The organism is Microbacterium sp. TS-1 (assembly GCF_000509385.1).
In the GTDB taxonomy this organism is placed as follows: Bacteria; Actinomycetota; Actinomycetes; order Actinomycetales; family Microbacteriaceae; genus Microbacterium; species Microbacterium arborescens.
In genome coordinates this window covers 2,626,334-2,646,694 of the sequence record NZ_BASQ01000001.1, presented here as the reverse complement: position 1 = coordinate 2,646,694, position 20,361 = coordinate 2,626,334, and the positions used below count along the sequence as shown (strand labels likewise).

Here is a 20,361-nt window from a genome sequence, read left to right as displayed (position 1 = left end):
TCGTGCAGCGCGTCAGCCGAGGCTGCTGACCCCGTAGTAGCTGAGGTCCTGCACACGCGGCGTGCCGACGACGCGGTACGGCGACGTCAGCGAGATCACCCGCTTGCCGGAACGATCGATGCTCGCCGACACCGCACCCTGTCGCAACGGCACCGTGTAGACCGATCGACCGGCGGGAGCGTCGAATCGCGTGGCGGTGCCTCCCACGGTGACGGTCACAGTGGCGGGCGCGGTCAGATACACCACAGCCTCCACTTCGTCGGTGGGCGTGCTCGACGTGCCGCCGAGAGTGGGGGTGGCCAGCGTGTGACCGAGGCTCGGACGAGCGCCGGCGAACTGCGTACGGTGCACGAGGAATGCCTGATCCTGCGTCACCTTCGGCTCCGCCCCGGCATGGAACCAGTCGAGGTACGGCCGGCTGATGTCGAGGAACGTATCGCCGTGGTCGGCCGACGGCGCGAACTGCGTGCTTTCGCTGTAGTCGTTCCACGTGACGAGCTGCACGTACTGCGCACCGGAATCGATCGCGCGGCGCCATGAGGCCCGCAGGTTGTCGGTGTTGCCCGACTCGGCGAACACGCCCGCGCGCGGACGATAATCCTGCACCGACACCGGCGCCATCCAGGTCTTCCCGAGAGCCCTGGCACGTGCCGCGTAGTCGGGGCCGTTCGCCGTGTGCCACGGAGTGCGCACACCCCAGTTGCCGTAGCCGTCGGCGATCGCGCGGAAGGCGGACATGTTGGCGTCGGAGGGATTGAGGAAAACGGCTTGGAAGGTGACCTGCACACCGTGCGTGCGCTGCAGTCGTTGGATGATCCGCGACCACCATTCCACGCTCTGCTTCTCGGCGGCGAAGGATGACAGGAGCATCCGGTCTCCGACGCGGAAAGCCGCTTTCGACCGGTAGAGCTCGGCCAGGCGGTCCGCCACGGTCTCGGGGGATACCGCGGCCACCGACGCTGAGGCGTCGACCATCGGCACCACGGCGAAGCCGCCCTGCCGTTCGGCCGCGGTGAAGAGGTTCTTCGTGGCGTCCCAGTTGCTGCCGCTGACGCTCATGATGTTGACGGTGAACCCGTCGATACCGGCGCCCTGAGCCTGAGCGACTTCGCGCCGCAGGTTGTCGACCTTCCAGGACGAGGAGCTCGATGGCGCGACGCCGAGCGGACGGTCGCGCAGGAGCCCGCCGTACTCGGCATGCTTGCCGTTCTCTCCATCGGGGCTCAGATAGTTGCGCGTGTAGTAGTCGGTGTCGGCGGGCCGATTGTCGATCGAGATCGGGTACGGCGGGAAGTAGTGCGCGAACACCATCCGTGCCCCGCTGGCCGGGGCCGGGGCCGGGGCCGGCTTCGGCGTGTACGTCAACCGCAACGAGGGCGCCTTGTCTCCCGTGCGGAAGAACGTGGTCGAGACGCTCTTCTGCCGATAGGCCAGCCGGACCGACAGCTGGCCGTCCTGCGCGACCTGCGCGACGTCGCCGAGAGGCACCGTCACAGACGAGCCGGCACGCGCCGTCGCTGTCGACCCGGCGAGCAGGTCACCCGACTCCGCGGGTCGGGTGGCGTAGGTGAGAGTCGCTCCGGCCCACGAGCCGCGCTCGGCGTACACGTCGACACCGGCCGTCGACGCGGTCGAGTATCTCACCGTCAGAGACAGCGATGCCGAGACGGGACGCGTGGTGTCGACATCGGCCGGCAACGTGAAGCGCGCATAGCTGCGGTCCTGCGTCGAGGTCGCGCTGAGCGGCTGCGTTCCCAGCACGGTCCGGGGCGTGCGCGCCGAGACGGTGGCCGTATCACTCGTGGACAGAGTGACCGTCACCGGGCGCGGCGTCGCCGCTGCGGCGACGTGGCCGCCCGACGCGTGAGCCGCGGTGGTTCCGCCGAGCAGCAGTGCGAGTGTGGACAGGGTCGCGAGAATTGCTCGCCCCGAACGTCGTCGGCGCGAGCTGTGGGGATCTTGATTGTCGGGTTTCATGTCTTCCTCGTGGGTAACAATCACCTTGACGAGCGCTTACCGCCCGCCAAGTCCCTCCCCCAGCAATCTCCACGAGTGTGCCACGAAGCATCGACCGCACCAAATGCCCCGGCGTCTTCCCGAAGCGCAAGGCCATGCGAAGGCAACCGCAACGTTGGCTCAACGTTGCCCGAAGCCCTCGTTTCACACGACGCGACGCAATACTCTGAAGATCGTTCCGAGGCCGACCGGGTCGACATCCGATGAGACCCGCTACTCGGATCCGTTCGCCGGTTTGGGGCCGGCGTGTCGGATAGTCTCACTGTCCGGACGCGATTGGGGAAGAGCGTCCGGACAGTGGACCCCGGCGGCGAATCATACGCCTCCGCCGCGGGCGCGGCAGGCGGTGGGATCGATGGGCCGTCGCGCTCTACGGTGGCCCGATGCAGAGCTACGACTATCTGATCGTCGGCGGCGGGATGGTCGCCGACGCGGCCGCCCGCGGCATCCGCGAACTCGACGAGAGCGGCACGATCGGCATCCTCAGCGCCGACGTCGACGAACCGTACACGCGCCCCGCGCTGACGAAGAAGCTGTGGACCGACCCGGACTTCACCTGGGACCAGGTTCCGCTCGGCACGGCCGACGACACCGGCGCCGAGATCCGGCTGCGGACGCTCGTGACCGCGATCGACCGCGACGGGCGCACGGTCGAGGACGAAGCCGGCGAGCGCATCGGCTACCGCCGGCTGCTCCTCGCCACCGGTTCGCGTCCGCACGAGATCGATGCGCCCGACAGCGACCGGGTGCTCTTCTTCCGCTCAGCCGACGACTACCGCCGGCTGCGCGAGCTCGCCGCCGCGGGTGGGCGCATCGTCGTCGTGGGCGGCGGCTACATCGGCGCCGAGCTCGCGGCTGCGCTCGTGCAGAACGACGTCGCGGTCGACCTCGTCTTCCCGAGCGCTGCGCTCGGCGACGGCACGTTTCCGCCCGAACTGGCCGAGCGCTACCAGGATCTGTTCCGATCGGCCGGCGTCCGGCTGGTCGCGGAACGTCGGGTCGCCGAGGTCGTTGAGGGCGCGTCAGCGGACGACGCTCTGGAAATCCTCCTCGACGACGGGTCGCGCCTGCGCGGCGACGCGATCGTGCTCGGGCTCGGCGTCTCGCCCGTGACGGACCTCGCCGAAGCCGCCGGTCTCACCGTCGCCGACGGCGTCGTGGTCGACGAGCTGATGGCTACCAGCGATGATGCGATCTGGGCGGCGGGCGACATCGCCTCGTACCCCGACCGCCTGCTCGGCCGCACCCGAGTCGAGCACGTCGACAACGCCCAGGAGATGGGCCGCGCGGCCGGGCGGGCGATGGCGGGCAGCGGCGAGGCCTACCGGCACACCCCGTACTTCTACTCTCAGGTGTTCGGCGTCCGGTGGGAGGCCGTCGGCACCCTCGACCCCGATCTCGACACGCTCATCGTGGACGTCGGCCAGGACGAATCGGGCCCGCGAACGGTGGTGTACTACCGCGACCAGACGGGCGCGCCGGTGGGCGTGCTGCTCTGGAACGTCGCCGGCGCCACGGATGCCGCACGCCTCGTGCTGGCCGAGTCGCCCACCGGCACGGCGGATCTGCGCGGCCGGATCAGCTGAGCGCGAGGCGGTCGGCCACGACGGCCGCGAGCTCGTCGGCGATGGCCCGGGCTTCGTCCTCCGTCGTGGCCTCGACCATGACGCGCACGAGCGGCTCGGTACCGGAGGCACGCAGCAGCACGCGACCGGAATCACCGAGGCGCGCGGTCGCTGCGGCGACGGCATCCTGGACGCCCGTGTCGCTGGCGACACGCTCGCGATCGACCTCGCGGACGTTGACGAGCACCTGCGGATAGACGGTCATGACAGACGCGAGCTCGGCCGCGGTCTTGCCCTGGCGTGCCATCTCGGCAGCGAGGTGGAGCCCGGTCAGCAGACCGTCGCCGGTCGTCGCGTAGCGACTCATGATGACGTGCCCGCTCTGCTCACCGCCCAGACCGAAGCGGCCCTGAGTCATGCGCTCGAGCACGTAGCGGTCGCCGACCGCGGTCTGCTCGACGGTGATGCCGTGCTCGGCCATCGCGCGGTGCAGTCCGAGGTTGCTCATGACCGTCGCGACGAGGGTGCTGAAGGGCAGGCGTCCGCGCTGCTTCATCGCCACCGCGAGGATGGCCATGATCTGGTCGCCGTCGATGACGCGACCCTCAGCGTCGACGGCGAGGCAGCGATCGGCGTCGCCGTCGTGCGCGATGCCGATGTCGGCCCCCGTGCGGATGACCTCGGCGGCCACCCGGTCGAGATGGGTCGACCCGACGCCGTCGTTGATGTTGAGGCCGTCGGGGTCGGCACCGATGACGGTGACCTTCGCGCCGGCGTCGCGGAACGTCTGCGGGGACACCCCGGACGCCGCGCCGTGCGCGCAGTCGATGACGACGTGGATGCCGTCGAGCGTGTGCGGCAGCGAGCCGAGCAGGTGGACGACGTAGCGGTCCTCGGCGTCGGCGAACACCCGGATGCGGCCGACGTCGGCGCCCGTGGGCTGGAGCTTGGGGCCCGTGAGGGCCTCTTCGATTCGGCGTTCGACCTCGTCCGGGAGCTTGACGCCGCCGCGCGCGAAGATCTTGATGCCGTTGTCGGGAGCGGGGTTGTGGGATGCCGACACCATGACCCCGAAGTCCGCGTCGATGTCACCGACGAGGAACGCCGCGGCCGGAGTGGGCAGGACGCCCGCGTCGAGCACGTCGACGCCCGATGAGGCGAGGCCGGCCGCGACGGCCGCCGAGAGGAACTCCCCCGAGACCCGAGGATCGCGCGCCACGACCGCGGTCAGCCGCTTGCCGGCCGCCTTGCGCGCCTCCGCGATGCGGCCCTGGCCCAGGACGACGGCAGTCGCCTGGGCCAGGGTGAGTGCGAGTTCGGCGGTGAGGGGGCCGTTGGCCAGCCCCCGAACACCGTCCGTACCGAACAGCGCCACGGAGCTTAACGCTTCGAGTACTGAGGAGCCTTGCGCGCCTTCTTGAGACCGGCCTTCTTGCGCTCCTTGACGCGCGCGTCGCGCGAGAGGAAGCCGGCCTTCTTCAGAGTCGGGCGGTTGTTCTCGGCGTCGATCTCGTTCAGCGCACGGGCGATGCCCAGGCGCAGCGCACCGGCCTGACCCGAGGGGCCGCCGCCGGAGATGCGCGCGATGACGTCGTACGAGCCGGCGAGCTCGAGCACCGTGAACGGGTCGTTGATGAGCTGCTGGTGCAGCTTGTTCGGGAAGTAGTCCTCGAGGGTGCGCCCGTTGACCGTGATGGTGCCCGAACCGGGGATGAGGCGCACGCGGGCGATGGCCTGCTTGCGGCGGCCCACGGCGGCACCGGGAACCGAGAGGACCGGACGGGGCGCGGCGGCTGCAGCAGCCTCCGAGGCGGGCGTCTCGGTCGAGTAGTTCTGGGGGGTCTCCTCGAGGGAGTCAGCGATCTTCGCCATCAGTGTTTCCTTGAGTGTTTTCGCGGCGCTTACTGGGCGACCTGGTCGAAGGTGTAGGTGGTGGGCTGCTGCGCAGCGTGCGGGTGCTCGGCACCGGCGTAGACCTTGAGCTTCGAGAGCTGCTGGCGGCCCAGGCTGTTCTTCGGGAGCATGCCGCGGATGGCCTTCTCGACCGCGCGGACGGGGTTCTTCTCGAGCAGCTCCTCGTAGGAGACGGCCTTGAGACCACCCGGGTAGCCCGAGTGGCGGTAAGCCATCTTCTTCTGGAGCTTCTGACCGGTCAGCGCCACCTTGTCGGCGTTGACGACGATGACGAAGTCACCGGTGTCGACGTGGGGAGCGAAGGAAGCCTTGTGCTTGCCGCGAAGGAGGACGGCGGCGTGCGAGGCGAGACGGCCGAGGACGACGTCGGTTGCGTCGATGACCAGCCACTCGCGCTGGATCTCGCCAGCCTTGGGGGTGAAAGTGCGCGTCACAGTAGTGCTGCTTTCTTGATTCGAACGGAGGAGTTCGTGAATCCCGCTCCGGGGTGGTTCGTCCGAGACGAACACGCCAGTGGAGGGCTCACGTTCGTGGCGACACGCCTGCGTGGCATGCGCACCAAAGAGACAGCGTACGCTATCGGTCGACGTTATCAAAGCCGCGCCTGTCCCCCCGGGCCGTCCTCGATCTCTCATGCACCCTCGATCGGAGACCCCGGATGCCCCTGTTCGAACCGCAGCGTGCGCGCGCCGGTCGCATCCGGGTGTTCACCCGAGCGCAGCTGCCTTTCGTGATCGGCACGCTCGTCGTGCTCGCCGCTCTCGCCGTCGGCGCGCCGGTCTCGCTCTCGTCGCCGCTCGTGGGCGCCGCGGTGGTCCTCGTCATCGTGGCGTCGATGGCCGGCACGCTCGTCCCGTGGGAGCTGTTCTCGTCGTCCTGGCTGATCGCCGTGGCCATGGCCGACATCGTCGCCGTCGCACTCCTGCGCACCGAAGTGGTCTGGCTGCTCCCCGGGGTGAGCATGCTCGCGATCTTCCCGATCCTCTGGATCGCGTACGGCTTCCCACCGGTGGCGTTCACCGCTGCAGTGGGCGGCGCGGCCTTCATGACCTCGCTCCCCTTCCTCGTCCGCGGCAGCTGGCCCGCGACGCCGCTGGAATGGGCTAACGTCTTCACCCTGCCCGGGCTCATCCTGGCCGTGGCCGTCGTCGTCAACATCGCCGCCCAGCATCTGCGTCGCAACGCCCGCCGTCTCCGCGCGTCGCACGAGGAGCGCGCCCGCGCGCTCGCGCAGGCGCACGACAACGAACTCGTCCTGCGCACGGTGCTCGACAACGTTCGCAGCGGCGTCGCGCTGTACGACGATGCCGGCCGCCTCGTCCTGGCGAACCGCACGGCCGAGGACCTGTCGCGGGCGATGGGCTTCGCTCTCGACGAAGCGCCCTACGCCGGCGACGCCGTCCTCGCCGCCGACCGGACCACGCCGGTGCCCCACAGCGAACAGCTCATCCCGCGCGCCCTGCGCGGCGACAGCGTGGGCGAGACCGTCGAATGGGTCGGTCCGATGGCGGAGCAGCGCGCCATCCTGGCCGATTCCGACCGGGTACGTCGTACCGATGGCACGCTGCTGGGAACACTCGTCGTCGCCCACGACGTGACCGAGATGGCCGACGCCGCGCAGATCCGTCACGACTTCCTGCGGACGGTGTCGCACGAGCTGCGCACGCCGCTCACGAGCGTGACCGGTTACCTCGACCTCCTCACCGAACGGGTCCGGCCGGAGGATCCGACCGCGACCCGCTATCTCTCGCTCGTCGAGCGCAACGTCCTCGTGCTGACGGACCGGATCAACGAGCTCCTCGCCGCTGCCTCGACCGACACCGAGGTGTCGCCGCGCCCCGTGACCCTCAGCGACCTGATCGCCTCGGCGGTGCGTGCCGTCACGCCGCAGGCCGAGCGCCGCGGCAGCTCGATCCAGCAGATCGGGGCGACCGACGAGCGCGTCCTGCTCGACCCCGTCCGCATCCGCCAGTCGCTGGAGGAGCTGATGGTGAACGCCGTGAAGTTCAGCCCACCCGCTTCCGCCGTCGTCATCGGCCAGCGCGTGGACGACACGGGCATCCATATCGTCGTCAGCGACAGCGGGCCCGGGCTGACCTCCCTCGAACGGACCCGGGTGTTCGATCCGTTCTACCGCACCGAGTATGCCCGCCAGCACGCGATCCAGGGCTTCGGCATCGGACTCTCCGTCGTGCGCAATGCGGTCGTGGCGCACGGGGGGCGCGTGCGAGTGGGTGCTTCGGCGTCGGGCGGCACCGCAATGGCCATCGTCCTGCCGGCCCCCTCGCCGACGGACTGGGCGCACGACGCCCCGGTGTCAAGTCCGGGCGGGACATTCGTCGCGACAGGAGAATGATCCCGACGCTGAGACTCTCGACAACTCGGCCCGTTCGAGGTGACGACGACGATGAGCCCTTCCCCCTATGGCCACGCCCCTGCGGCCGAGGCCGCCTTCGCCGGCGTCGCGACCGACTGGGCGGCGCAGGTGACGTCGGTCGGGATCGTCGAGCTCGACGACGCGGGCGTGGTGCGGTCGTGGAACCCCGGGGCGGAGCGACTGAAGCGGTACGCCGCGGCGGACGTCATCGGCACGTCCTTCACGCGGTTCTACCGGGCCGAGGACCGCGAACGCGGCCGTCCGGAGCGGCTGCTCGCCACCGCACGCGCCGACGGATCGGTCGAGGACACCGGCTGGCGGGTCCGCGGCGACGGCTCGCTCTTCTGGGCGCATGTGCTCATCACGGCCGTCCGCGACGAGGATGGCGCACCCGCGGGGTTCGTCAAGATCGTGCGCGATCTGAGCGAGGCCAAGCGCATCGATGACGAGAAGGACGGCTTCCTCCGCGCGTTCGCCCACGACCTCCTCTCGCCGATCACGGCCCTGCGCGGGTATGTCGATCTGCTCGAGGACGAGATCCCCGAAGCTCAGGCGGGCCTGCTGCAGCACGTCTCACACGTCACCGACCACATCATCGCGATGGTGGGCGAGCTGTCCGCGCACGTACGCGGCGGTCACGGCGACGAGAGCGAGGAGACCGAGCTGCTGGCACTCGCCCGCGAGGCGGCCGAGCTCGTGCTCCCGGGAGACGTCAACGAACGGGTGGATGTGCGCGGCGCCGGGCACGCCTGCGTGTCGACCGATCGCGCCCTGCTGCGCCGCGCGCTCGCGAACATCATCGACAACGCAGCGAAGTACAGCGAGGACGCGATCGTGATCTCGGTGTCGGAGGAGCCGGATGCCGCGGTCGTGGCGGTCGCCGACAGCGGGCGCGGCATCGATCCGGCCGACCTCGCGACGATCTTCGAGCCGTACCGCCGGGGACGGCTCTCCGACCCCGGCGACGGCGGCACCGGCGTCGGACTCGCGAGCGTACGCGACATCGCACGACGACTCGGCGGCGAGGCGTCCATCGAGAGCACCCCGGGGGTCGGGACGACGGTCACCCTGCGCCTGGCGCCCTCACCGTGACGCCGGGAGGACCGTCTCGAGGACGACGTCGCCGCCGTCCTGGAAGACGCGCCGCCCGATGGTCCCGAGGCCACGTCCGGGACGAGGGGCGAGGCGGCCCGGCGAGGCGACCCGCAGCAGCAGCGATCCCGAGCCGGTGACGCGCGCGACCACCTGAGCGCGCCGCGCGCCGGAGTGCTTGACGGCGTTGACGAGCGCTTCGGTGACGACCGAGACGACGCGCTCGGCGGTCTCGGGGTCGCGCAGCCGCATCCGGACGGCGTCGTCGATCCGCTGCGTGACCGCGACGGCCGGCGCCCACGCCTCGATCAGGCGGTCGAGCGATTCGCCCGGCGGCATCCTCTCGTCGGATCCGGCGTGGAGGATCGCGCGGAACGCAGCCTCCGTGCGGCTCCGGAAGTCCGCGACCTCGTCGGGCGTCGGGGCGCGCTCGTCGGCGCGGGCCGCGAAGACGACGCACGCACCCTGTGGGCGGTGCAGCACGTCGACACCCCGGCGGACCGGTGCGCTCTCGTCGACCTCGGCCGCCTCACGGGCCACCTCCGCGAGTCCGCCCGCAGCACGACGCTCGTCGGCTCCGGCCCGCGAAAGGGCGTCGCGGCAGAGACCGACCAGCACCGCGACGACGGGGACCGCGAGCACCGGCACGAGCCCGAGCACCCCGATGCGCGGCAGGAAGAGGTAGGTGACGACGCTCATCCCGGCCCCGGCGGCGGTCCAGACGGCCACGAACGCGGCGGGACGCGGGGGACGGGCCCAGCGACGCACGGCGACGCCGGCGACGAGATCGACGAGGATGCCGCCGACGAGACCGGCGAGCCCCACCCCCGCTCCGCCGGCCGCGACGGCGTAGGGGAAACAGGCCAGCGCGTAGAGCGGGGCGACACTGAGCCAGGGCGGGGCGACCAGCCGCATCGACAGCGGCGCGTCCGCGTCGTCCGGCAGGGGCGGCTCGAGCGGTCCGTCGTCGTCGTACGAGCGCAGCAACCGGTCGACGCGGTGGCTCAGTCCGCGGACGTCTTCGGAGAACGCGCGGACGGCCTCGAAGTCGACGGGACCGTCGAGCATCCGCTCACGCGAGCGGCGGAGCATCGCGATGCCGCTCACGAGCGCCTCCCTCGCCTCCGCCGCGATGCGCTGCCGCCGCGCCTCCGCGCTCGCGACCCGCGCGAGGGCGGCGCGCAGCCGGTCGGCGGCGGCACGCGAGGCGGCGTGCCGCGAGGTGATGACCGCGACGATCGACAGCAGCGCGACGGCGGTCACGAGGTTGGTCGCGATACGCGACGGCATCGGTCCGCTCGGGACGATGCCGAACAGCGCCGAGCTGATCGCGTCGTTGACGAAGGATCGCATCGTCGCCACCACAAGCAGGGCGCCGAGCACCAGCGCGCCGCGGCCGGCGCGCGACGACATACGGCGTTCCGCGACGGCGACCGGCACGAGCAGCGCCGCCAGGACCGCCCACCCGAGGGCGGCCACCGCCGCTCCGCGCAGATAGGCCTCGATGCCGACGCCACCGACGGAGGGCACCGAGAAGATCCCCGCCACCAGCAGCGACACGGCGGCGCTCCAGCGCGTGTAGAAGCCGCCGCCCGAGACTGCGCTCCACCAGGTCGTCATGCGGGCTCCACGCGCTCACGTTACCGGCGGGCCGGCTGATGCCGCAGCCGGGCCCGGCCGAGTTCGCCCCCCCGCCGTGACGATCGCCAGGTGGCAATGCGACGCAGGGGCGGACGGTCCCCCCAGCCGTCCGCCCCACGCCCTCGCCGTCCCCGTCTCCATCCTGATCGTGAGCGTCGCCGCGGAGCGGTCCTGGGCGCGGAATTCACCCGCCGGTTCACCCGTCAGCGAAGGCGTCCGTCCCCGGGGCGGGTGACGCGGAGACGGCGCGCCCCGTAGCCGTCGAGGTCCATCGAGACGATGGCACCGTCGAGCAGCCAGCTCTCGCCGGACGCCAGACAGACGAGCTCGGTCCCGGACGGTTCACCGCCGAGATCGACGTCGAACGAGACGGGTTCGCCGGCGAAGTTGTGCACGGCCACGAAGCGGCTCCCGCTCGTGCGGGCGCCGTGGGCGAGCACGGATGCAGCGGTGACGGGCAGCAGTTCGAGGTCGCCCCAGCCGATCTCGGGAGACTGCCGATAGGTCTGCGCGAGTCCCTTCACGAACGTGAACAGCGAGTCCGGAGCCAGAAGCTGCGTCTCGACGTTCACGTGCTGGGGCGCGTAGGGCCCGTCCGGCGCGGGCAGCGGATGGGCGCCCACGGGCGCCGTCGAGAAACCGCCGTCGGGACGCCACTGCATCGGCACCCGCACCGCGTCGCGCTCCTCGATCTCGAGGTTCTCGCCCATGCCGATCTCTTCGCCGTAGAGCAGCACAGGCGTTCCCGGCAGCGAGAACAGGAGGCTGTACACGAGGCGGATACGACGCGGGTCGCCGCCGAGCATCGGTGGAAGCCGGCGCCGGATTCCGCGGCCGAAGACCTGCATCGACTCCTCGGGCGCGAATGCCGCGAAGACCTCTTCGCGCTCGGCATCCGACAGCTGATCGAGGGTGAGCTCGTCGTGGTTGCGGACGAAGTTGGCCCACTGCGAGATCGTCGAGATGTCCGGCCGGCCCGCGAGCGAGGCGCGCAGCGGCTCCGGGTCCTCCCGCGCGAGGGCGAGGTACAGCGCTTGGTTGCTCGCGAAGTCGAACTGCATGTGCAGCTCGCCGTCGCCGTCGGCGCCGAAGTACGCGGCCTGTTCGTCATGGGGGACGTTGACCTCGCCCACGAGCATCGCATCGCTCGACCGGCGCTGGGCGAAGCGGCGCAGCGCGCGCAGGACATCGTGATCGCGCTGCGGCTCGCGGCGCTCGGGCGAGGACACGAACGACGGAACCGCATCCACTCGGAAGCCCGACACCCCCAGCTGCAGCCAGAACCCCATGATCTTGGCCAGCTCGCGCTGCACGGCCGGGTTCTCGGCGTTGAGGTCGGGCTGGTGGGCGTAGAAGCTGTGGAGGTAGTACTGCTCGGTCCTGTCGTCCCATTCCCAGACGCCGTCCTCCTCGCCCGGGAACTGCGTCTCGCGAGGGTCGTCGGGGATCTCGTCCCGCCAGACGTAGAAGTCGCGGTAGGGCGACTGCCGGCTCTCGCGCGACGAGAGGAACCACGGATGCTGATCGGAGGTGTGGTTCATGACGAGATCGACGATGACCCGGATGCCGCGGTCCTCGGCGGTACGGATGAGCTCGACGAAGTCGCCGTGGGATCCCACCCGCGGATCGACCCCGTAGTAGTCCGACACGTCGTAGCCGTTGTCGCGCCCGGGCGTCGGGTAGAAGGGCATGAGCCACAGACACGTCACGCCGAGATCTGCGAGGTACGGCAGTCGCCGGGCGAGGCCCTGCAGGTCGCCGTCACCGTCGCCGTCGTCGTCGAGGTACTTCTCGACGTCCACGCAGTAGAGCACGGCGTTCTTCCACCACAGGTCGCTCGTGTCGGAAATCCTCATCCGGCACCTCCCGCGACCTGGGTCTCAGCGCCCAGTCGTTCGCGCAGGGCTCCGAGGAGAGCACTGGCCCGTTCGCCGAGGAAGGCCCGCTGGTCCTGCGAGATCTCGTGGATGTAGAGCCGGTCGAAGCCGGTCTCGACGAGCTCGGCGAGACGATCGGCCAGGTCGGCGACGCCGCTCGGGGAATCGTCCGCGATGAGCACGTGCTCGGCGAGCTCGGCGTCGCTGGGGTCGCCGGCCCGGGCCGCGAAGTCCTCGGGCTGCGCGATGTCCCAGGCCTCCGGCGGCGTCACGACCCCGTGCAGCCACTGGTCGCGTACGAGCGCGGCGGCTTCCTCCCTCGAGCCGGCGAGCGCGATGTGCACCTGAAGGCAGGTGGGCCCGAGGCCTCCGGCATCCAGGTACGCGTCGACGATCTCGGCGACCTGGTCGCGGCTGGTGCCGACGGTGACGAGCCCGTCCGCCCAACCGGCGGCCCAGCGTGCGGTCTCGGGTGAGGCGGCGGTGGCCATGAGGGTCGCCGGCCCGGTGGGCAGGCTCCACAGGCGTGCTTCGTGGACGCGGATGCGGCCGTCGTGATCGACCCGCTCGCCGGCCAGCAGTGCGCGCATGACCTCGACGCACTCCCCCAGGCGCGCCGTTCGTTCGTCCTTCGCGGGCCACGCGGCGCCGGTGACGTGCTCGTTGAGCAGCTCGCCGCTGCCGAGGGCGGCGAAATAGCGGCCCGGGAACATCTCGGCGAGGGTGGCGATCGCTTGCGCGCTGACGACAGGGTGGTAAAGCTGACCGGGGGTCGAGACCGACCCGATGGGGAATCGCGTCGAGGCCAGTGCGGCCCCGAGCCAGGCGATCGTGTTGCCCGAGTGGCCCTGGCGCGGGGTCCAGGGCGCAAGGTGGTCGGCGCTGAACGCCCCGTCGAAGCCGACGCGTTCAGCCGCGATGACGGCTTCCAGGAGCGCGCTGGGCGCGAGCTGTTCGTGCGAAGCGTGATATCCGATGAAGGCCATGCCCCAGTCTTTCGGCCGCGTGGAGCCGATGACCTCCGGTTGCCCGATCGGGCCTGTTGCGGTACGGGGCCGTGTCAGGCTCGGCCGGTGGCGTCGTGAAGGCGTGTCAGCGCGTCGCGCATCTCGGCGAGCCGGCCGCGCCCGACGGCGCGACGCCGGAGGCGGGCGAGGATCCACGCCCGCACGGTGCCCGCGCCCGCGTCGAACCAGCGCGCCTCGCGCCAGACGTCGAGGAAAGCCTGGCGCACGGCTTCCTCGGCGGCCTCCCGGCTCGCAGTCAGCCGCAGCGCGAGCCCGAAGGCGGCGCCGGCGGTGGCGTCGTACAGCTCGGCGAACGCACTCCGGTCTCCCGCGGCGACAGCGGTGAGGAGGGCGTGGAGCTGGGCCTCGGAGCCGGGACGTGAGGGCTCGTCCGCGGTCGTGTCCGGCGCGAGCAGATCGGTCATGAGGGAATCGTGCTGCGCGAACGGGCCGCCGGGAAGCGCTTGAGTCTCGGCACCTCCCGTGGTAGGTCGATGCAGTCAGGTGAATACATCCGTCGCGGGTGTGCCGGGCAGGCGGACAGCGAAGCGCCCCGGGGCCGAAGACCCCGGGGCGCTCGCGTGAGGAAGCGTCTTACTTGAAGGCGTCCTTGACGTTCTCGCCGGCCTTCTTGACGTTGGCGGCGGTCTGGTCCTTGTGGCCTTCGGCTTCGAGACGCTCGTTGTCGGTGGCCTTGCCGGTGGCCTCCTTGGCCTTGCCCGCGAGGTCCTGAGCTGCGTTCTTGATCTTGTCGTCGAGTCCCATATCGGCCCCTTCCGTCGATCTGCGTCCGGGTCTGACCCCGGATGCCGGGACGCTTCATCCCGGTTCCCACACGGTAGGTCGACCCGATCCGCACGCGCACCTGCTCGCGTTACGGCCGGGAATGCGGTATGGCCCGCCGTCAGTTCTGCATGTTGATCTGCTGCCCCTTCACGAGCGGATAGTGCACGAGCGAGTCTGCGTCGAGGTCCTCGCGATGCATGTCGACGCCGGAGATCTGGCTGTTCTCGTACGTCGTGTAGTAGTAGACGCCGGTGTCGGTGTTGCAGCACGACGAGTAGATCGTGATCTCGTACTTGCCCTCCTCGCCCACGTGCACGCAGCCGCGCTGCTGAGCCACCGATCCCAGGATCTGGAAGAACTGACTGATCGACTCCGACTCGGACTCGCCCGCGACGGAGTTCATCCTCGTGAACGCGGCTTTGACGAAGCGCGACGACGACGAGAGATCCCCGGGGAGCCCGATCGCGCCCATGCCGCGGCTGTACTGGTCCAGCCCGAGCTCGGGAGCGAAGGTGTTCTCGGGCGGATAGGTCGACAGGTGCATGTAGTCGTTGAGGCCGAACAGCTGGACGTCGAAGGTCGGGTTGTTCGTCAGCACGCCCACGGGATTGTCGTACACCCGCAGCCCTTCGCGAACGCTCTCGACCGTGATCGACCGTGATCGATCCGCGATGATCCAGTGCAGCGGCGACGCCGGGAAGGCGTCGCTGAAGGAGACGTCGGTGATGGTGACGTCGGCAAGCGCCGCCTCGACCTCGTCGACGGTCTCGAAACGACCGAGAACCCAGGGGATGAACTCGAAGGACGCGATGTTGGTCGTCCCCGCTTTCTCGGGCTTGTAGTCGGCGTTGTCGGGGAAGTTCAGCCCCGCCATGCCGAGCCCGCGCTCGTTGACCGCGTCGTAGTACAGCGGATAGCCGTCGGCGATCGTCGCGATGCCGATGATCGCGTGGTGGCTCTCGAGCGCGTCGGTCGCCCGCAACCGGAAGGGGAAGTTGCGCGGGGTCACGACCACCTCCTCGTGATACGAGAACTCGAGGTCGAGATTGCGGCCGAAATAGTGGTTCTGAGTGGTGTAGCTGACACCTGTGCACACGGTGCACCTCCTGTCACGATGGGCCGCCCGTCGGCCCTCGCCCCACCCCTACCCGACGGCCGACACCGCTCGACAGGGCACTTGACACGCCCACGCCCGGCTTACGACCCGACACTCCCCGAGTCGCGTCCCCGGTGTGAGCGCTCACCTCTCCGTGACAGGATCTCGCACGCCCGCCGCTGACTGCCCCGCAGTTGCGGATTCGTTACCCGCGCAGCTCTTGACACGGCCCGCGTTGTGAGCGCTAACATTCGAGCGTCCCCCCGGGGTGACATGCATCAGAGATCCGGCGACGCCGCCGGACGAAACGAGGAGGTTTCCGATGTCCCAGGTGAAGTCCGTCGTCACCGCGATCGCCATGCTGGGCGTCGTCGCACTCAGCGCCACCGCGTGCGCGAGCTCCAGCTCGCCGGGCGGCTCCGGCGGCGACGACGTCATCACGGTCGGGTTCGCCCAGACCGGTTCCGAGAGCGGATGGCGCAGCGCCAACACCGAGTCGATCAAGGAGGCGTTCTCGGCCGAGAACGGCTTCGACCTGATCTTCAACGCCGCCGACAACAAGCCCGAGGCCCAGATCGCCGCGGTGCGCAGCTTCATCAACCAGGGCGTCGACGCGATCGTCCTCGCCCCCATCGTCAGCGACGGCTGGGACGACGTCCTCAAGGAGGCGAAGGATGCCGGCATCCCCGTCATCCTCGAAGACCGCACCGTCTCGGCATCCGAGGACCTCTACGCCAGCTGGATCGGGCTCGACTTCGAGCAGGAGGGCAAGACCGCCGGCGAGTGGGTCGCCGAGAACTTCGGCTCGAAGCCGACCAACATGGTGATCCTCGAGGGAACGACCGGCTCCTCCGCCGCCACCGATCGGCAGACCGGCTTCGACGCCGCCGTCGCCGGCACCGACATCACGGTCCTCGACTCGCAGACCGGCAACTTCACCCGCGCCGAGGGCAAGACGGTCATGGAGGGCTTCCTGCAGAAGTTCGGCTCCGAGATCAACGTCCTCTTCGCGCACAACGACGACATGGGCCTCGGTGCCCTCGACGCGATCAAGGCGGCCGGCATGAAGCCGGGCACCGATATCCAGATCGTCACGATCGACGCGGTCAAGGACGGCATGACCGCCCTGGCGAACGGCGAGTTCAACTTCATCGTCGAGTGCAACCCGCTGCTCGGCGAGAAGACGGCCGAGGTCGTGAAGTCCGTCGTCGCGGGCGAGTCGGTCGACAAGACCTACATCGTCGAAGACCAGAGCTTCACCCAGGAGCAGGCGAAGGAAGTCCTGGACAGCCGCCCCTACTGATCCGACACCACGAGTGGCGGCCGGTGCGCCGGCCGCCACTCTCCCCCTCCAGAAAGCGGGTCGATGATGACAACGGAACGCCCGGTCGCAGTCGCGATGCGCGGGATCACCATCCAGTTCCCCGGCGTGAAGGCGCTCGACGCCGTCGATCTCACGCTCTACGGCGGCGAGATCCACTCCCTCATGGGAGAGAACGGCGCCGGCAAGTCCACGCTCATCAAGGCGCTCACCGGCGTCTACGCGATCGACAGCGGCAGCATCGTCGTCGACGGACGCGAACGCTCGTTCCGCAGCACGGCCGACGCCCAGGCCGCGGGCGTATCGACGGTCTACCAGGAGGTGAACCTGTGCGCGAACCTGTCGGTCGCCGAGAACGTGATGCTCGGCAACGAGGTACGCCGCGGCGGACGCATCGACTGGCGAGCGACCCACGAGGCGGCCGCCGGCCATCTCGCGGAGCTCGGTCTCGACATCGACACGCGTTCGGTGCTGGCCAGCCACTCGATCGCCGTGCAGCAGCTCGTCGCCATCAGCCGGTCAATGGTCATCGACACGCGGGTCCTCATCCTGGACGAGCCGACGTCGAGCCTCGACCGCGGCGAGGTGGAGCAGCTGTTCGCCGTCATGCGGCGCCTCCGCGACCGCGGCGTCGCCATCCTGTTCGTCTCGCACTTCCTCGACCAGATCTACGAGATCTCCGACCGTCTCACGGTGCTGCGCAACGGCGGGCTCGTCGGGGAGTACCCCATCGCCGAGCTCGGACGCGAGGCCCTCGTGGCGCGCATGATCGGACGCGAGCTGAGCGCCCTCGACGCCCTGTCGTCGACGGCGGAGCGCGAGATCGACCGCGACGCCGTCCCGGTCCTGCGCGCCCGGGGCGTCGGCCGGCGCGGCGTCATCGAGGCCGCCGACCTCGACGTGCACCGCGGTGAGATCGTCGGGCTCGCCGGGCTGCTGGGCTCGGGCCGCACGGAGCTCGCGCGTCTGCTCGCCGGCGCCGACCGCTCGGACGGCGGCACCGTCGAGGTCGACGGCGCCGCGACGCGCCTGACCAGCCCGCGGCACGCGCTCGACCGCGGCATCGCGTTCTCGTCCGAGGACCGCCGCTCCGAGGGCATCGTCGCCGATCTGACGGTCGCCGAGAACATCGTGCTCGGCGTGCAGGCGCGGCGCGGCGCGCTGCGCCGGGTTCCCCAGAGCGAGCGCGACGCGCTCGTCGCGGAGTACCTCGAAGCGCTCGGCGTCCGCCCCGCCGACCCCAACGCCCTCGTCCGCAACCTCTCGGGCGGCAACCAGCAGAAGGTGCTGCTGGCACGCTGGCTCGCCACCGCCCCCGAACTGCTCATCCTCGACGAGCCCACCCGCGGCATCGACGTCGGCGCGAAGGCCGACATCCAGCGCAAGGTCGCCGAGCTCGCGGCTCGGGGACTGGCCGTCGTGTTCATCTCCTCGGAGCTCGAGGAGGTGCTGCGCATCGCGCAACGCGTCGCGGTCCTGCGCGATCGCCGCAAGATCGGCGAGCTGATGACGCAGGATGTGGACGTCGACACACTGGTCGCCTTCATCGCCGAGGGCGACGCCGAGGACCCCTCGGGTAAGGAGAAGATCGCGTGAAGAAGCTGTTCACGCACCGGCTCGTCTGGCCGGTGCTCGCCCTCGTGGCCCTGATCGCGGTCAACACCGTGTCGCGGCCCTCGTTCCTGAGCGTGACGGTGCAGAACGGGCAGCTGTACGGCTCGCTCATCGACATCCTCCGCAACAGCGCCCCGCTCATGCTCGTCGCGCTCGGGATGACGCTCGTGATCGCCACGCGAGGGATCGACCTCTCTGTCGGCGCGATCATGGCGGTCTCGGGCGCCGTCGCCCTGACGATCATCGAGGCCTCGCCCGAGCCGGGGAACCTCGGCATCGTCGCGATCGCCATCGCGGCGGGCGTGGGCACCTCGCTCGTCCTCGGCGCCTGGAACGGCTTCCTCGTCGCCGTGCTCGGCATCCAGCCGATCATCGCCACCCTCGTTCTCATGCTCGCCGGGCGGGGCGTCGCCCTGCTCATCACCCGCGGGTTCATCACGACGATCAACAGCGAGCCCTACCAGTTCATGGCGCAGGGCTACGTCTTCGGTCTCCCCTTCGCCCTGTGCGTCTCGGTCGCCGCGATCGTCGTCGTCGCCGTCGTCCAGCGGCGCACCGCCCTGGGGATGCTGACCGAGGCCGTCGGCATCAATCCCGAGGCCAGCCGGCTGGCGGGCGTCCGTTCCCGCGGGATCATCTGGGGCACCTACATCGCCAGCGGCACCCTCGCCGGCATCGCCGGCATCCTCTACAGCTCGAACATCATGGCCGCCGACGCGAACGCAGCCGGCATGTACATCGAGCTCGACGCCATCCTCGCCGTCGTGCTCGGCGGCACCTCCCTCGCCGGCGGCAAGTTCAGCATCGCCGGCACCGTCATCGGCGTGTTCACGATCCAGACCCTCAAGACCACGATCACCTTCCTCGGGGTGCCGCCCGCCGTGAGCCCCGTTTTCATGGCCGGAGCGGTACTGGTAGTCGTCCTGCTCCAGTCGCGCCGCGTGCGCGGCTGGTTCACCTCCGGCGTCCGCCCCGCGGCCCGCCCCGTCTCCACCCGCTCCGACGCGAAGGTGCTGTCATGACATCGCTCACCGCTGCTCCCCGCGCGCACGAACGCGCCCTGGCCCCGTGGCGCCGCTTCCTCAGCCGCCACATCGCCCTCGTGCCGGTGTTCGCCGCCGCCGCGATCCTCGTCATGATGATCGTGGGCGCGATGATCAACTTCCCGAACTTCCAGCTGCCCCGCATCCTGTCGTCGATCCTGCTCGACAACGCCTACCTCCTGGTGCTCGCGGTGGGGATGACGTTCGTGATCCTCACCGGCGGCATCGACCTCTCGGTCGGCGCCGTGATGGCGTTCACCGGCATCCTGTGCGCACGGCTGTTGTCGGAAGGAGTGCCTGTCGCGGTCGCGGTCCCGGCGATGATCGCGATCGGCGGTGCGATCGGCCTGCTCATCGGCGTGCTCGTCCAGTTCTTCGACGTGCAGCCCTTCATCGCCTCGCTCATCGGGATGTTCCTCGCGCGCGGCCTCGCCTTCGTCGTGAGCCTCGAGTCGATCAAGGTCGCCGACGATGGGCTGCTGTGGCTGCAGTCGACCCGGCTGTCGGTCGGCGGCGGCTGGTACATCACGCCCACCGGCATCCTGGCCCTGCTCACCGTCGTGCTCGCGGCACTGGTGCTGCGCTACACGCGCTTCGGTCGCACCGTCTACGCCATCGGCGGCAGCGAGCAGTCGGCGCGCCTCATGGGCCTGCCGGTCGTCCGCACCCGCCTGCTGGTGTACGTCATCAGCGGCGTATGCGCCGGAATCGCCGGCATCGTGCTCACGGCTTACTCGGGAGCGGGCTACCCCCTCAACGGCGTCGGAACCGAGCTCGACACGATCGCCGCGGTCGTCATCGGCGGCACCCTCCTCACAGGAGGCAGCGGCTTCGTCGTCGGGTCGCTCATCGGTGTGTTCGTCTACGGCCTCATCCGCACGATCATCTCGTTCCTGGGCGCCGAGCAGTCGTGGACGCGCATCACCGTGGGTGCGCTGCTGCTCGTGTTCGTCGTGGTCCAGCGGGTGATCGTCAGCCGATCAGCGACGCGGCGGTGACGGCCCGCCGCGCC

At 70.1% G+C, this 20,361-nt stretch carries 17 protein-coding genes; 7 read left to right on the top strand and 10 right to left on the bottom strand.

All coding sequences use genetic code 11. From position 1 onward, the window contains the following. Positions 1-12 precede the first annotated feature (12 nt). Positions 13-1,977 carry an endo-1,3-alpha-glucanase family glycosylhydrolase gene (locus tag MTS1_RS12375; RefSeq protein ID WP_023954334.1) on the bottom strand — a complete coding sequence of 655 codons (1,965 nt, stop codon included), beginning with the start codon at positions 1,975-1,977 and terminating at the stop codon, positions 13-15. Positions 1,978-2,399: 422 nt separating this feature from the next. Here MTS1_RS12375 and MTS1_RS12370 point away from each other — a divergent pair, with 422 nt between their 5' ends. Next, entirely contained in the window at positions 2,400-3,602 is a 1,203-nt protein-coding gene (locus MTS1_RS12370; RefSeq protein ID WP_023954332.1) for an NAD(P)/FAD-dependent oxidoreductase, read from the top strand. Here MTS1_RS12370 and glmM read toward each other — a convergent pair. From glmM to rplM, 3 genes are read right to left on the bottom strand one after another with little or no spacing between them, the layout of a single operon-like run. Then, entirely contained in the window at positions 3,595-4,956 is a 1,362-nt protein-coding gene (gene glmM, locus MTS1_RS12365; RefSeq protein WP_023954330.1) for a phosphoglucosamine mutase, read from the bottom strand. The two genes, MTS1_RS12370 and glmM, sit on opposite strands and share 8 nt — an antisense overlap. Before the next feature lie 5 nt (positions 4,957-4,961). Then, positions 4,962-5,453, bottom strand: coding sequence for a 30S ribosomal protein S9 (gene rpsI / locus MTS1_RS12360; RefSeq protein ID WP_023954328.1), 492 nt, complete (start codon positions 5,451-5,453; stop codon positions 4,962-4,964). A 29-nt stretch (positions 5,454-5,482) separates the two neighbouring features. Continuing rightward, on the bottom strand, positions 5,483-5,929 hold the full coding sequence (gene rplM, locus MTS1_RS12355; RefSeq protein WP_023954326.1) for a 50S ribosomal protein L13: 447 nt from the start codon (positions 5,927-5,929) through the stop codon (positions 5,483-5,485). 224 nt (positions 5,930-6,153) lie between these two features. On the opposite strand from rplM, the gene MTS1_RS12350 reads away from it, so the two are divergent. Together MTS1_RS12350 and MTS1_RS12345 are read left to right on the top strand one after the other, a co-directional pair. Continuing rightward, the gene (locus tag MTS1_RS12350; protein ID WP_023954324.1) at positions 6,154-7,851 is read left to right on the top strand and encodes a PAS domain-containing sensor histidine kinase; all 1,698 of its coding nucleotides are present in this window, start codon (positions 6,154-6,156) and stop codon (positions 7,849-7,851) included. 51 nt (positions 7,852-7,902) lie between these two features. Continuing rightward, positions 7,903-8,964 (top strand): HAMP domain-containing sensor histidine kinase, encoded by a 1,062-nt coding sequence (locus MTS1_RS12345; RefSeq protein ID WP_023954322.1) that lies wholly within the window; start codon positions 7,903-7,905, stop codon positions 8,962-8,964. Here the strand turns inward: MTS1_RS12345 and MTS1_RS12340 are convergent. The 6 genes from MTS1_RS12340 to bsh all read right to left on the bottom strand — a co-directional run bounded on the left by MTS1_RS12340 (position 8,956) and on the right by bsh (position 15,371). After that, complete coding sequence (locus MTS1_RS12340; protein WP_023954320.1) at positions 8,956-10,584, bottom strand: hypothetical protein; 1,629 nt, start codon at positions 10,582-10,584, stop codon at positions 8,956-8,958. The genes MTS1_RS12345 and MTS1_RS12340 overlap by 9 nt on opposite strands. A 224-nt stretch (positions 10,585-10,808) precedes the next feature. Beyond that, positions 10,809-12,461 (bottom strand): alpha-amylase family protein, encoded by a 1,653-nt coding sequence (locus MTS1_RS12335; RefSeq protein WP_023954318.1) that lies wholly within the window; start codon positions 12,459-12,461, stop codon positions 10,809-10,811. Further along, positions 12,458-13,468, bottom strand: coding sequence for an LLM class flavin-dependent oxidoreductase (locus MTS1_RS12330; RefSeq protein ID WP_023954316.1), 1,011 nt, complete (start codon positions 13,466-13,468; stop codon positions 12,458-12,460). Before MTS1_RS12330 ends, MTS1_RS12335 begins: the two co-directional genes overlap by 4 nt. A gap of 74 nt (positions 13,469-13,542) precedes the next feature. Continuing rightward, a complete protein-coding gene (locus tag MTS1_RS12325; protein WP_023954314.1) occupies positions 13,543-13,914 on the bottom strand; it encodes a sigma factor in 372 nt (123 codons plus the stop codon). A gap of 169 nt (positions 13,915-14,083) precedes the next feature. Further along, entirely contained in the window at positions 14,084-14,254 is a 171-nt protein-coding gene (locus MTS1_RS16355; RefSeq protein WP_023954312.1) for a CsbD family protein, read from the bottom strand. Positions 14,255-14,393: 139 nt separating this feature from the next. Further along, entirely contained in the window at positions 14,394-15,371 is a 978-nt protein-coding gene (bsh, locus tag MTS1_RS12320) for a choloylglycine hydrolase (protein ID WP_023954310.1), read from the bottom strand. Between the two features lie 322 nt (positions 15,372-15,693). On the opposite strand from bsh, the gene MTS1_RS12315 reads away from it, so the two are divergent. The 4 genes from MTS1_RS12315 (at position 15,694) to MTS1_RS12300 (ending at position 20,347) form a co-directional block, all read left to right on the top strand. Next, positions 15,694-16,674, top strand: coding sequence for an ABC transporter substrate-binding protein (locus MTS1_RS12315; protein ID WP_023954308.1), 981 nt, complete (start codon positions 15,694-15,696; stop codon positions 16,672-16,674). A gap of 66 nt (positions 16,675-16,740) precedes the next feature. Beyond that, positions 16,741-18,288 (top strand): sugar ABC transporter ATP-binding protein, encoded by a 1,548-nt coding sequence (locus tag MTS1_RS12310; RefSeq protein ID WP_052007703.1) that lies wholly within the window; start codon positions 16,741-16,743, stop codon positions 18,286-18,288. Continuing rightward, the gene (locus MTS1_RS12305) at positions 18,285-19,328 is read left to right on the top strand and encodes an ABC transporter permease (protein ID WP_023954304.1); all 1,044 of its coding nucleotides are present in this window, start codon (positions 18,285-18,287) and stop codon (positions 19,326-19,328) included. Before MTS1_RS12310 ends, MTS1_RS12305 begins: the two co-directional genes overlap by 4 nt. Beyond that, the gene (locus MTS1_RS12300) at positions 19,325-20,347 is read left to right on the top strand and encodes a sugar ABC transporter permease (RefSeq protein ID WP_023954302.1); all 1,023 of its coding nucleotides are present in this window, start codon (positions 19,325-19,327) and stop codon (positions 20,345-20,347) included. Before MTS1_RS12305 ends, MTS1_RS12300 begins: the two co-directional genes overlap by 4 nt. Positions 20,348-20,361 lie beyond the last annotated feature (14 nt).